Here is a 13,893-nt window from a genome sequence, read left to right as displayed (position 1 = left end):
GTGTTTTAAAATTAACTTAAAAAGTCCTTTAAAATACTTTCAAAAAAGAAAAAAGTCCATCAAGCTTTTCAACCTGATGAACTTTTTATCCTAAATTTTATTTATTTAGTCAAATTTTGACTTTGTTTCTACTTTTGGCCAAGAGTTATTGGTCACATCAATATCTGCTGTTAGCAATTGCGGATCAATCTGAATACTCTTAATTGCTTTTGTTGTAGCGTAAACTTTTCTAGCTGTCTCATTACTTTTTCTCCAGATTTGTGCTGGATATTTGTAATTGTCTTTAGAACCGTCTTCGTAAGTAATCTCAACTAAGATAGGCATGATCATTCCGCCTGGCTTATTAAATTCTACTTCGTAGAAATATTTAGGAGATTTAATGCTTGCTTTTTCTTCAGCCGTAAATGTCTGATCTACATAATCTGCCAAAGGCTTAAAATCTTCAACTTTTAAAGCTTTTTTCTTAGAATCGCTTACTTCTGCATTATCTCCAGAAACCAAGTAAACAAAAGGCCCTTTTTCAAATCCGAAACGGCCTTTTCTTACTTTAACATTCTTAAGATCAGTCGTTGGAGTATCTGAAACGTAATATTGTTTTACATCGCTAATTCCGATATCAACAAAATCTGTTGAGTAGAACCATCCTCTCCAGAACCAATCCAAATCTACTGCCGAAGCATCTTCCATAGTTCTAAAGAAATCTTCTGGAGTTGGATGCTTAAACTTCCATCTGTTTGCATAAGTTCTAAATGCATGATCGAATAATTCTCTTCCCATAACTACTTCTCTTAAAATATTAAGACCTGTAGCCGGTTTTCCGTAAGCGTTGTTTCCAAATTGGTGAATCGTTTCTGAGTTTGACATAATCGGCTCTAAGAACTTTTGGTCACCGCTCATGTACGGAACAATATTTTTTGCAGGTCCTCTTCTTGAAGGGAAATTTGGATCTAATTCCTGCTCAGCTAAATATTCTAAAAATGAATTCAAACCTTCATCCATCCAAGTCCATTGGCGCTCATCTGAATTCACGATCATTGGAAAGAAAGTATGTCCAACTTCGTGAATAATTACACCAATCATTCCGTTTTTAACTTCTTTGCTAGTCACACCATTTTCATCTGGACGACCGTAATTCCAGCAAATCATAGGATATTCCATTCCTTGATCTTCTGCAGAAACTGAAACTGCTTTTGGATATGGATATTCGAATGTATGAGAAGAATAGCTTTTTAAAGTATGTGCTACAACCATTGTAGAAGTTTCTCCCCAAAGTGGATTTGCTTCTTTTGGATAAACAGATTCTGCCATAACAGTTCTGTTACCCATCTTAACAGCCATTGCATCGTAAATGAATTTTCTTGAAGAAGCAATTCCGAAATCACGAACATTTTTAGCACTGAATTTCCACGTTTTTTTCTTTTCAGAGAAACCTTTTTCAGCCGCTTCAGCTTCCGCTTGCGTCACAATAACTACAGGTTTATCAAATGATTTTTGAGCCTGTTCGTATCTTTTTACTTGTTCTGCTGTAAAGACTTCGCTTCTATTCATTAATTCCCCAGTTGCATCAATCACGTGATCTGAAGGGACTGTAATGTTTACATCGAAGTTTCCGAAAGGAAGAGCAAACTCTCCGCTTCCCCAGAATTGCATGTTTTGCCATCCTTCAACATCGTTGTAAACTGCCATTCTTGGATAGAACTGAGCAATTACATATAATTTGTTGCCGTCTTTCTCGAATAGTTCATATCCTGAACGACCGCCTTCTTTTCTATAATTATTGATATTGTACCACCATTTGATTGAGAAAGAAATTTTTTCTCCTGGTTTTAAAGGCGAAGTCAAATTGATACGCATCATGGTTTCGTTGATGGTATATGACATTGCGCTTCCTTTAGCATCTTTAACTTGTTCGATATTAAAACCGCGCTCTAAATCTTTTTTCAAATATTTAGAAGAAAAACCATCAAGCGGCAAAACCTGACTAATTTTATCACTTTCAGCTAATGAAGTCTGCGTATTTGCTTTTGCCTGATTCTGATCTAACTGTACCCATAAATATTCCAAAACATCTGGCGAATTATTAGTGTAGGTAATAGTTTCAGATCCGCTTAATCTTGAATTTTTATCATCCAATTCAACATCAATTTTGTAATCTGCCTGCTGCTGGTAATAAGCCGGCCCTGGAGCTCCAGAAGCTGTACGAAACATATTTGGAGTTGCCAGAAGATCATACATTTGGCTAAACTTATTCGTATCGTACTTTCCTTGTTGCCTAGCAGGTGCGGTTGTTGCTTTATCCTGCGCCACTAACATTGCAGGAAAAAGTAATAATAATGAAAGTTTTTTCATAAAAATTTAATGGTAATTTCTTTAGGCTGTGAAAATAGTAATTATAACATTAATATTACCAATACATTAATATTTTAACAATTCTTTCCTTGAAGATTCTGTAAAAAGCACACTTCTTTTTGTATCAAATGCTGAAATATGTGTAATGTTTTGTTGTTCAGAGTTCCAATCTACCAAAATAGTATTAGAAATTTCAAGAGTTTTAAATTTATCCACATCCTTAATTCTCGAATAACAGACTAGAACATCATCAGCTTCAACTTCTTTAGATAAAAAAGTTATTGCTTTTGACTGTCCATTTACTTTGATTAAAAAATGTTCAGAAAGGTATTTTTTAAGTAATTCAACATCTGCTGGAGTTTCTTTGCTTGTGCCCACAAATGTTTTTTTGTGATACTTCTTCTCCATTGCATTATTCAAATCATCAATAAAAATGCGGGAAGTAATCTGCAACATTTTCTTTTCTGCCGCATAATTTACCTGAAAAACACCAACATAAAATTTATGAAAAGCAAATGCTGAAGACAATACAAACAAAATACCCAACAAAGGATAAACTAACTTTTTTTTCATTTTTGAACAGCAGAAGCTTTCTTAAATTCTTTATTCTTATTAATCATGAAATCCATCAGCTGAAACTTCTGATCTGGATCTACCATTTGCTTAGAATGCGGATCGTTGGAGCAGTACATTAAGAAAAGCTCTATTTCATCGGGCTTAAGATTCAGCGTCTTGGTGTAGAAATCTTTCGTAAAATTATCTTTAGCATATTCTACAAAAGCAATATCGGTAACTTCTTCCTCTTTTACGTCTTCTTTTTTACTTAAAAGCTTTTTGACATCTTTAAAGATTCGAACAAAATCAGTTCCATATTTTATAGTCTGATCTGAGAGCATTGCAGTATTTTTTGCTGTAGACTGATTATCATCTTCAAATTGCATGTCTACAAATTTCTGAGAACCGCCCTCAAGCGATTTAACCTTCAAATCTTTCTTAACTACAACTTCTTTAAGCTGATTATTTACCAAATCCAGCTTTACTTTTAACAAAACCTCAGCACAGTCTTTTTCAGTTAAAACTATTTTTTTTGATTGAAATGTAAGGCCAGAAAAAAGTAAAGTATCTTTTGGCTGTGCCATAATATCAAATAAACCGCCAGAACCAATAAATGTTCTGACATTTGCATTAATATTCATTACGTAGCCACTTTCTATGGCTAAAAAATCATTTATAACCTGACCGTGTAATGGTTTCCTAAAACCGTTTTGCCCTAATACAAATTGACAAAATAAGCATACAACGAGTACTCCTAATTTATTTTTCATTTTCGAGAATTGTTAGATATTTCCTTGCTAAATCTGTGATCAAAAACATACTCATTGTTTTGTTCTTTGTATTCAAAGATACAGCAAATTCAGCATCATCCACACAAAATAATTGAAATCCTTTTATATAATCTACAGGTATTTTCAATCTTTCCGTATAATAATTCTCCTCAAAAAGATATTCCAGCTTTCTAAAAAGAGCTTCCTTTTTCTCTACATTCACTTCTTTTTTCAGCATCGCAGTTCGCCCCGAAATACCATTTAAAAGCTTATCAATTGATGTTGAAGTAGCCGTATAAACTTTTCGTTCTGCGGGTGTGTATTTTTTCTGTCCGTACGGAATAATTCCTAAATTTTCAGCCGTTATATTCGCGTTTTCATTTACAATAACCTCTTTCAATTCGACTTCTTTTGCAGTCATTTTCACCACTAAAGTATTCGGATACAGATCTTCAGGCACGACTCTCCTTTTTAGAGGCTCCAAATTGACAGCAGAAAAAACCAAAACATCTCCTTCTTTGGCCGTAATTAAAAAATTACCCTCAGAATCTGAAACTGTCGCTACTTGAGTATTATTATTAATGATATTCACTCCTTCAATTGGAGTAGAATGTTCCAGCACTTTCCCGACTAATTGTTTGGCATCGTTTTTTTGTCCAAAACTAATTTGAACGAAAAACAAAAAAACAAAAATTGATATGATTTTATTTTTTTTCACCAGCAATCATTTCTTTATATTTTACAGCTAATTCTCCTAAAAGAAATTCTGTAGAAGTTTTATTTTTAGAATTCAAAATTGCAGTAAACTTATCATTTTCTATTGCATAATATTCAAAACCTTTTACATAATCTGCCGGAATCTTCAATCGGTCAATAAAATGATCCAGACTAAACATATTTTCCAGAAGCCTCATAAAAAATTCCTTTTTCTCAACGGCAACTTCTTTTTTAAGCATCGCTGTTCGTCCTGAGAAAAAATTAAGCAACGGATCTGCAGAAACAGAACCTCCTGCCATTGTTCCTCCGTTTGCTGTAGCATTCAGTGCAGTCGCTGTTTGCAGTTTGCGTTCTGCTGCAGTGTATTTTTTTTGCCCAGATGGGATTACACCCAAACTTTCGGCGTTAATATTATCATATCGCTTTACCACAACTTCTTGCAACTGATACATAATCATAGTAAGATTGACAGTAAAATTGAGATTGGAGAAATCTTCTTGTTTTAGTAAAACCCTTTTTTCTTTAAAACTTATCGAAGAAAAAACCAGAACGTCGTCTGCTTTTGCCAAAATAGAAAAAGATCCAGAGGCATTTGTAGTTACCGTTTCTTCGGTTTGCGCATTAATTACATAAATACCTTCCAAATCTGATGCATTGGAAACTACCGAACCATTAAAAACAGAACGATCCTGACTCTGAGACCAGCCAACCTGTCCCGCCATAACAATTAAAAAACAAGTAATTTTATGCAGCAAAATGAAATAAATTAAAAATATTCTTAAAACGGTAAAAATATCTCAAGTAGTTCCAAATTTAATACTAATGAGTTGGTAAAAATATGTTAATTAAAATCTTAAAAACTTAAACAAAATCAGAGTTTTTAATACCTTTAACAAACAAAAATTTGAGTTTAAAAATCATGAAAAGCATTATTATTGCAAGTACTTCTACTTTGCACGGAGGCAACTACTTAGAATATATTTTACCTACTTTAAAAACCCATTTCAAAAACTGCCAAACGATATTATTTATTCCTTATGCGCGCCCTGGTGGAATTTCGCACGAGGAGTACACGAAAAAAGCCACTGAAGCATTTGCTACAATCAACATTGCTGTCAAAGGAATTCACGAATTTGAAAATCCGCAGGACGCGGTAAAAAATGCGGAAGGAATTTTTACTGGCGGAGGAAATACTTTTTTGCTAGTTACACAGCTTTACAAAAACAACGTTATGCAGTTACTTTCTGAAACTGTAAAAAATGGAACGCCTTATTTAGGATCAAGTGCAGGAAGCAATATTTGCGGTCTATCAATGCAAACTACAAACGATATGCCTATTGTCTATCCTCCGAGTTTTCAAACTTTAGGATTAATTCCATTCAACCTGAATCCGCATTATTTAGATGCCGATTTACAATCCAAACACATGGGAGAAACTCGCGAAACAAGAATTAAAGAATTTCACGCATTCAACGCAATTCCAGTTTTAGGTTTAAGAGAAGGAAGTTGGTTAGAAGTAAAAGGAGAAAAAATCACCTTGAAAGGAGACTTGAAAGCTCGCTTGTTCAGACAAAATCAAGATCCGACAGAATTAGAAACAGAAAGCGACTTGAGCCACCTGAAATAACTTTTTTGAACCATATAAGTAATATAAGTTCAATTTTAAAAGCTAAACTTAAATTTCTTATATTACTTATATGGTTTAAAAAAAACAAAAAAAAACAAAAAAGCCTCAAACAATGTTTGAGGCTTTTGAAGAGCGAAAGACGAGGCTCGAACTCGCGACAACCAGCTTGGAAGGCTGGAGCTCTACCAACTGAGCTACTTTCGCATTAACCGGGTGCAAATTTAAAAAGTTTAATTTTAAAAACAAATAAAAATTAAAAATTTTATTTTCACAAAAACAAAACTAAAAAGTTTGTTTTCTAGAGCGAAAGACGAGGCTCGAACTCGCGACAACCAGCTTGGAAGGCTGGAGCTCTACCAACTGAGCTACTTTCGCATTGGTTCGGCAAAGATAGAAAGAAAGTTCAGTTAAAAACAAGCTTTTGGGCAAAAAAATTTAATAAAAAACAACAATTATTTATAACTTATTTAAAATTAAAAAGTTATAAATGCAATATTTTTAAAAAAAATCATGATTACAATCAAAGAAATTTCGTCACAAGAGACTTATGCTGTTCGCCAACCTGTTTTAAGAAAAGGAAAACCTATAGAAAGCTGTGTGTTTGAAGGCGACGATTTAGAGTCTACACATCATTTTGGATTATTTGATGATAAAAATTTAATAGGAATTATTTCCTTATTTAATAAAATCAACACTATATTTGCGGCACAAAATCAAGCCCAAATTCGAGGCATGGCCGTTTTAGAAACCCATCAAAAGAAAGGATTTGGCGAAGCTTTAGTTAAACATTGTGAAACCTACTGCAATAAAAACAAAGTTGATTTGATTTGGTTTAATGCCCGAACAGCTGCCGTTGGCTTTTATCAAAAACTGAATTACCAACCCCTAGGTGAATCATTTGATATTAAAGATGTTGGCGAACATTATTTGATGTTTAAAAAATTATAATATGAAAAAACTTTACTCTCTAATAGTAATATGCATTTTTATTGGCTGTAAAAAAGAAGAACCAAAACCTACACCTATTGTCAAAAAAAAGGTACCAGCCATTATACTTACTGATGAGAGAAAAGTTGAAATAGACACCGCAATAATAGGCACTTTTAAAAGCGAAACCTTAAAACAATTTTACATTGCATCTGAAAATCAAACGGTTTGGGGAAATCTCAAAAAAAGGACTTTTGTTTTATCGCAATTAGAAAAATCAGACGAATTAGGCTTAGAACCAGAAGATTACAAAATATCGCAACTAAAAAAATTTGAAAGCAAAATCGGTTCGTTAAACGATCGTGACTTGGCTACGTATGATATTTTATTGACTTATAATTTTGAAAAATACCTTAATCATCTTTATAAGGGAAAACTGGATCCTAAAAAACTATACACGAATTGGGACCTCAACGAAAAAACATTTGATGTAAATTCTGTTCTTGTTAAAGGTTTCAACAACAACAAACTAGATAGCATAGTTGAAAACATTCAGCCTAAAACACAAACCTACAAAGAGCTTCTAAAAGCACTTGAAATCATCAATACATTTCCAGATGAGAATATAAGCACGATTGAATCTGTCGATAAAATTGTTTTGAACGACACCAATCCTGCTTTAATTAACATCAAAAAAAGGCTTTTGTACTGGAACGATATGACTGGAAAAGACAGTCTTACTAAAATTTACGATAAAAAGACTTTTGAATCGGTTAAGAAATTTCAAGAGAGACACGGCTTAGCTGCAGATGGAGTTATCGGAGTTGGAACTATTCGTGCTTTAAATTATTCTAAAGAAAGCAGAAAAAAACAGATAATCGCCAATTTGGAGCGTTGGAGATGGTATCCGTCAGAATTGGCAGAAAATTACTTTATTATTAATATTCCTGATTACAGTTTAAATGTTGTCGAAAACCAAGACACTACTTTAGTTAGGAATGTTGTTGTAGGAACCAGCAAAAGAAGAACACCTATTATTACTTCGTATTTAAAAACGGTTGTTTTTAATCCGACTTGGACTGTTCCTCCTACTATTTTAAAAGAAGATGTGGTTCCTGCTATGAAAAGAAATCGAAATTATCTGGCAAAGAAAAATATTACGATTTACGACACTTCTGGAAATGTTGTGTCTCCAGTGGCATGGAATGAAAACAAACCGAACAACTATCGTTACGTACAAAGTCCTGGTTCTGATAATTCATTAGGATTAATGAAAATCTTATTTCCAAATCACCACAGCGTATACCTCCACGATACAAATCATCGTAATGTTTTTGGACGAAATAACCGCTCCATGAGTTCTGGATGCGTGCGTGTTGAAAATCCGTTAGAATTGGCCCAGCATATATTAGATGTTGACGGGAATTGGCCTCAAGACAGAATTGACACTATTATTGCACGTAAAATAACAATGAGCTTTAAGATTACCAAAAAGTATGCTCTGTACCAATGGTATTGGACAGCTTGGAGCAAAAAAAATCAGCTCCTATTCAGAGCTGATATTTATGATTTAGATTCGGATTTATATGCGCAATTAAGAAATTAGCCTCTCTTCCATCTCAAAGCTTCTTGATGGATGATAGATATATAAACACGATTTGTCTTTTATTAATTGAATAATATCATTCGTCATTTCAACTGGAACTGCAGGACAGCCTTGGCTTCTGCCTAATCTTTTATGATTTCTGATGAAAGACTCAGATACGTAATCTGCACCGTGCATTACAACGCCTCTTTCGCGAGCATTGTCATTTACGCCATTTTCTAAACCATCTAAACGCAAAGAAGCGCCGTGTTTTCCTTGGTAAATTTCGCCAGTTGCATAAAATCCTAAACTGCTTTTAAATGATGAATTAAGATTTGAAAATGCTGAAGCAAATTCTTCTCCAGTATTTCTTCCGTGAGCAACAAGCGAATTAAACAAAATTGTATTGCTAGTTAAATCAATCACCCACAAACGTTTAGTGTTTGATGACAAACTAAAATCAATTAGTGTTAGAATATTTTTCTTGATCACTCCTCTTTCTTTCAGCAAATAAAATCCCTTTAAAGCTTCCGAAAAAGTTTTAAGTTCAGGCATTTTAAAATTGTTGGAATTTAACGAGTTATAAACGCTCTCGATTTTAGAATCAACTGTAACTTTTTCGACTTTGGCAATCGTCTTTACAGTAGCATTTTTTTTAAGATCGGCTGTGTTCTTTGAATCTTTTCCAAAAGATAATAGCAAAAACACAAATAACGGATAAATTTTGTAAATCATTGAGTTTCTTTAGGTTAAACAAAAAATTTGGGTATGGCAAAAGTATAAAAAAATCACTCCTTGCAAAATACGAGCCTGATTTTCAGGCATTTTTTGCTTAAACTTTAACATTATTAACATAAAAACGCTATTTCTGTAAGATTTTATCTTATGCTAAAAATGCTAACATTTTGCTCTATTTTCTTAAAAAAATGCGAACAAAATGAAAATTTTGAAACTTAAACTGTAACAAGTGAAACAAAATGAAGTCTATTATCCCTATATTAAAGTACTTTTGCTTATCAATTCCCACAAAAATTCAATGAAAAAAATCATTTTTTTCGGTTTTCTTTTATCCGTTTTGAGCAGTTACGGCCAGAATCAGAAAAAATCTATTCAGGCGCAAGTAACTCCACTTGCTATTACTATTGATGGAAAACTCGATGAAACTGCGTGGGAAAATGTACCAATTGCTACAGACTTTATTATGCTGGAACCAGACAATGGAAAAGCTATTCCGCATGAAAAACGTACCGAAGTTAAGGTCGTATATAATAATGATGCGATTTATATTGGCGCCATGATGTACGACAATGAGCCTTCTAAAATTTTAAAAGAAATTTCGCAACGTGATAATTTTGGAACCGCAGATCTTTTTGGTGTTTTTATAAATGGTTTTAATGACGGACAGCAGGATTTTATGTTTTATGTTTCTGCTGCCGATGTGCAGGGCGATTGTATTATGACCGACGCAAATGGCGAAGATTATTCTTGGGATGCCGTTTGGATTAGCAAAGCGTCTTTGGCAGAAAATGGATGGATTGTTGAGATGAAAATTCCATACTCTGCACTGCGTTTTTCTGCAGAAAACAGACAGACTTGGGGAATCAATTTCTTTAGAGAAATTAAACGTGAGCGCTTTAAATATACTTGGAATTTTGTTGACAGAAAGATTGGAACTTTTACGCAACAGGCAGGAACTCTAGAAGGAATTGAAAACATAAAACCTCCTACTCGATTGTTTTTCATGCCTTATGCCTCGTATTATTTAAATGCCTCAGACGGACAAAAAACATACGGAACCGTTAAAGGCGGAATGGATATTAAATACGGAATAACAGATGCTTTTACGATTGATGCCATTTTAGTACCAGACTTTGGACAGACCAAATATGACGATCAGATTTTAAATCTTGGTCCTTTTGAACAGCAGTTTAATGAAAATAGAGCTTTTTTTACAGAAGGAACGGATTTGTTTAGTAAAGGAAATATATTTTATTCGCGAAGAATTGGTGGCGCGCCATCAGTCGATCCTTCTTTAAATGAAAATGAAGAAATTACAGAACTACCCGCTGCCGTAAATCTGGTTAATGCTTTAAAATTATCAGGAAGAACAAAAGACGGACTTGGAATTGGCATTTTAAATGCCGTTACAGAAAAAACTTTTGCTACCATAAAAGATACAATATCTGGAGAAACTAGGCGCACCGTTGTTGAACCTTTGACAAATTATAATGTGTTGGTTTTAGATCAGCGTTTCAGAAAAAATTCGTCGGTTACTTTTATTAATACCAACGTTACTCGCAACGGGCATTTTAGAGATGCAAACGTAACGGGTCTGGCTTGGGATTTAAACACGAAAGCCAATACATATAGTTTGTTTGGAAATGTAAAATACAGTTCAATAAATGATACTAAAGACAAAAATGGCGTTTTTTCGACAGTAAGTTTGGCAGAAACAAGTGGGAAATATAGATACAGCGTAGGAACCGATTTTGTGTCTAAAGATTTTGATCCAAATGATTTGGGAATTAATTTTTATACGAACTACTATAATATTTACGGGAACGCAAATTACCGCATCTTAAATCCGACTAAGCGTTTCAATAGCTTTAGAATTGACTATGAAATGTATGCTGAGTTTAATAACGAATCAGGAAAAGTCCAGGACAATAAAATCGCAGCTGAAGTAAATCTTAGTACCATCAGAAATAATTATTATGGCGCTGGTTTTACTGCTTCTCCATTAGAATCTCACGATTATTATGAACCAAGAGCGGCAAACCGTTATGTAATTATACCGCGAAAAATAGATTTTTGGGGAAGCATTTCTACCAATTATAATCATAAGTTTGCTTTAGACTTGAATCCGTCAGTATCAATTGCAGATGAGCGTGGCCGCGCGGCATACGGCGTAGACATTGGGCCTCGATACCGATTTAGCGATAAATTACTGCTGACTTATACTTTTAGCTTTCTCAAAAGAAACAATAACAAAGGTTTTATAGATAGTTTAGATGACGACGACAATGAAAACACAGCTGAAACTATTGTATTTGCTAATCGCGATGTTATTACGTATGCGAACACTATAAGCGGAAAGTATGCAATCAACAGTGCTATGACTTTAAATTTGGCAATACGACAATATTGGTCTTCGGCAGAAAACAAAGACATTCTTAAACTTGATTCCGATGGGACTTTGGATCCATATCCGCAATATACGGAGAACAAAAATTCAAGTTTTTATTCTTGGAATGCCGATTTATCCTATTCTTGGTGGTTTGCTCCCGGAAGCCAACTTTCTGCTTTATACCGAAATAATGCTTCTAATTTTGAACGCATTATCCATAAAGATTTCAAGCACAATGTTACAGAATTACTAAACAATGACGCATTAAACCACATCTTTTCTATCAGTGTGAAATATTTTATTGACTATAATGCAGTCAAAAATAAAGTCAGAAAGAGAGCTTAGCGTGAATTAATTTTAAAAAATAAAGGCTTCTGTAATTAAATTAATATTTTTTGTCTGCCTTCTTTTTATTAAATATAAAATGCAACAAAGCTTTCTTGCTAATTTTAGAAATGACTTATCTTTGTAGAAAACAAAAAGTAATGAACAAAAAAGTTATCCTTATGATTTTAGATGGTTGGGGAAAATCTCCTGACCCTAAAGTATCTGCAATAGACAATGCAAATGTTCCTTTTATAAACAGTCTATACCAAAATTACCCAAGCGCACAACTTAGAACTGACGGATTAAATGTTGGTTTGCCAGAAGGCCAAATGGGAAATAGCGAAGTTGGACACATGAATCTTGGTGCAGGAAGAATTGTATATCAAGATTTAGCCAAAATAAATTTAGCTGTAGAACACAAAACTTTAGCAAAAGAGCAGGTTTTAGTTGACGCTTTTACTTATGCTAAAAACAACAATAAAAAAGTACACTTTTTAGGATTAGTTTCAGATGGTGGTGTTCACTCACATACTTCACACCTTCGCGGATTAATCGATGCCTCTCAAGAATACGGTTTAGATCAGGTTTATGTTCACGCTTTTACAGATGGACGTGATGTTGACCCTAAATCTGGAGGAAAATATATTCACGATTTAGAAGATTATATTAAAGATACTCCAGTAAAAATTGCTTCTATCATCGGGCGTTACTACGCAATGGACCGTGACAAACGTTGGGAGCGTGTAAAATTAGCTTACGATCTTGTGGTTAACGGAGTCGGAACTCCATCAACAAATGCTGTTGCAAGTGTTTTAGACAGCTATGCAAAAGACGTAACTGACGAATTTATCGAACCAGTTGTTATTGTTGACGAAAATGCAAAACCGCTTGCTACAATTGTAGAAGGTGATGTTGTTATCTTCTTCAACTTTAGAACAGATAGAGGACGTGAACTTACTGAGGCGCTTTCTCAGCAAGATTTCCACGAGCAAAACATGCACAAACTAAACCTATATTATGTAACGTTGACTAACTACGACGAAACGTACCAAAACGTAAAAGTGGTTTACAATAAAGATAATATTACAGAAACTCTAGGTGAAGTTTTAGAAAAAGCGGGCAAAAAACAGATCAGAATTGCTGAAACGGAGAAATATCCGCACGTTACTTTCTTCTTTTCTGGAGGAAGAGAAGTTCCTTTTGAAGGAGAAACAAGAATCTTGAGAAATTCTCCAAAAGTAGCGACTTACGATTTAAAACCAGAAATGAGCGCTTATGAATTGACAGATGCTCTTGTTCCTGAATTGAACAAAGGTGAAGTTGATTTTGTTTGTTTAAACTTTGCAAACGGAGATATGGTTGGCCATACCGGAATTATGGAAGCTGCAATTAAGGCCTGTGAAGCTGTCGACGCTTGCGCCAAACAAGTTATCGAAGCGGCTCTTGCTAACGATTACACAACAATTGTAATTGCTGATCACGGAAACTGCGAAACGATGATTAACCCTGACGGAAGTCCTAATACGGCTCACACAACAAACCCAGTGCCGATTATTTTAGTTGACAAAGAGCTAAAAAGCATTCAAGATGGTGTTTTAGGTGATATTGCTCCTACTATTTTAGAACTGATGGGCGTTCAACAGCCAAACGCAATGACTTGTCATTCGTTGTTGTAAAAAATTTTGAAACCATATAAGTGATATAAGTTCATTTAAAAAGAACTGACGAAAAGAGGCGAATTCTAAAGAATTCGCCTCTTTTATTTTTATATATCTCCACCATACTCCGGAGGAGTATATATTTATAGAAAAACAATATTCCTCCCTAGAAAAAGCTCCAGCGGAGCGGCATATTTTCTATTTTATAAGTTCATTTAATAAATATTCTACTTAAATGACCTTCATTATAG

Annotated in this window: 11 protein-coding genes and 2 tRNA genes; 5 read left to right on the top strand and 8 right to left on the bottom strand. The window is 34.1% G+C overall.

Translation table 11 applies throughout. The features are described from left to right. Positions 1-105: 105 nt before the first annotated feature. The 5 genes from ACWA1F_RS11550 to ACWA1F_RS11530 all read right to left on the bottom strand — a co-directional run bounded on the left by ACWA1F_RS11550 (position 106) and on the right by ACWA1F_RS11530 (position 5,113). The gene (locus ACWA1F_RS11550; RefSeq protein ID WP_456893871.1) at positions 106-2,349 is read right to left on the bottom strand and encodes a M1 family metallopeptidase; all 2,244 of its coding nucleotides are present in this window, start codon (positions 2,347-2,349) and stop codon (positions 106-108) included. A 66-nt stretch (positions 2,350-2,415) separates the two neighbouring features. Then, the gene (locus ACWA1F_RS11545; RefSeq protein ID WP_456893870.1) at positions 2,416-2,922 is read right to left on the bottom strand and encodes a DUF6702 family protein; all 507 of its coding nucleotides are present in this window, start codon (positions 2,920-2,922) and stop codon (positions 2,416-2,418) included. Then, positions 2,919-3,674 carry a hypothetical protein gene (locus ACWA1F_RS11540; protein ID WP_306160915.1) on the bottom strand — a complete coding sequence of 252 codons (756 nt, stop codon included), beginning with the start codon at positions 3,672-3,674 and terminating at the stop codon, positions 2,919-2,921. Before ACWA1F_RS11540 ends, ACWA1F_RS11545 begins: the two co-directional genes overlap by 4 nt. Beyond that, positions 3,664-4,356 (bottom strand): carboxypeptidase-like regulatory domain-containing protein, encoded by a 693-nt coding sequence (locus ACWA1F_RS11535; protein WP_456893869.1) that lies wholly within the window; start codon positions 4,354-4,356, stop codon positions 3,664-3,666. Before ACWA1F_RS11535 ends, ACWA1F_RS11540 begins: the two co-directional genes overlap by 11 nt. A 22-nt stretch (positions 4,357-4,378) precedes the next feature. Then, positions 4,379-5,113: a carboxypeptidase-like regulatory domain-containing protein gene (locus ACWA1F_RS11530; protein ID WP_456893868.1), complete on the bottom strand. Its 735-nt coding sequence runs from the start codon at positions 5,111-5,113 to the stop codon at positions 4,379-4,381. Between the two features lie 197 nt (positions 5,114-5,310). On the opposite strand from ACWA1F_RS11530, the gene pepE reads away from it, so the two are divergent. Further along, positions 5,311-6,018 (top strand): dipeptidase PepE, encoded by a 708-nt coding sequence (pepE, locus tag ACWA1F_RS11525; protein WP_456893867.1) that lies wholly within the window; start codon positions 5,311-5,313, stop codon positions 6,016-6,018. Positions 6,019-6,149: 131 nt separating this feature from the next. Here pepE and ACWA1F_RS11520 read toward each other — a convergent pair. Both ACWA1F_RS11520 and ACWA1F_RS11515 read right to left on the bottom strand, forming a co-directional pair. Beyond that, a tRNA-Gly gene (locus ACWA1F_RS11520) sits at positions 6,150-6,222 on the bottom strand. 98 nt (positions 6,223-6,320) lie between these two features. Further along, positions 6,321-6,393, bottom strand: a tRNA-Gly gene (locus tag ACWA1F_RS11515). Positions 6,394-6,528: 135 nt separating this feature from the next. On the opposite strand from ACWA1F_RS11515, the gene ACWA1F_RS11510 reads away from it, so the two are divergent. Both ACWA1F_RS11510 and ACWA1F_RS11505 read left to right on the top strand, forming a co-directional pair. Beyond that, positions 6,529-6,966, top strand: coding sequence for a GNAT family N-acetyltransferase (locus ACWA1F_RS11510; protein WP_456893866.1), 438 nt, complete (start codon positions 6,529-6,531; stop codon positions 6,964-6,966). A 1-nt stretch (position 6,967) separates the two neighbouring features. Then, entirely contained in the window at positions 6,968-8,551 is a 1,584-nt protein-coding gene (locus tag ACWA1F_RS11505; protein ID WP_456893865.1) for a L,D-transpeptidase family protein, read from the top strand. Here ACWA1F_RS11505 and ACWA1F_RS11500 read toward each other — a convergent pair. Further along, positions 8,540-9,265, bottom strand: a complete 726-nt coding sequence (locus ACWA1F_RS11500) for a murein L,D-transpeptidase catalytic domain family protein (RefSeq protein ID WP_456893864.1) — start codon at positions 9,263-9,265, stop codon at positions 8,540-8,542. The two genes, ACWA1F_RS11505 and ACWA1F_RS11500, sit on opposite strands and share 12 nt — an antisense overlap. Before the next feature lie 301 nt (positions 9,266-9,566). On the opposite strand from ACWA1F_RS11500, the gene ACWA1F_RS11495 reads away from it, so the two are divergent. Together ACWA1F_RS11495 and gpmI are read left to right on the top strand one after the other, a co-directional pair. Further along, a complete protein-coding gene (locus ACWA1F_RS11495; RefSeq protein WP_456893863.1) occupies positions 9,567-12,002 on the top strand; it encodes a DUF5916 domain-containing protein in 2,436 nt (811 codons plus the stop codon). Positions 12,003-12,142: 140 nt separating this feature from the next. Next, positions 12,143-13,660, top strand: a complete 1,518-nt coding sequence (gene gpmI / locus ACWA1F_RS11490; RefSeq protein ID WP_456893862.1) for a 2,3-bisphosphoglycerate-independent phosphoglycerate mutase — start codon at positions 12,143-12,145, stop codon at positions 13,658-13,660. Positions 13,661-13,893 lie beyond the last annotated feature (233 nt).

It is taken from the genome of Flavobacterium erigeronis (assembly GCF_054075165.1).
This window is presented reverse-complemented; position numbering and strand designations above follow the sequence as displayed.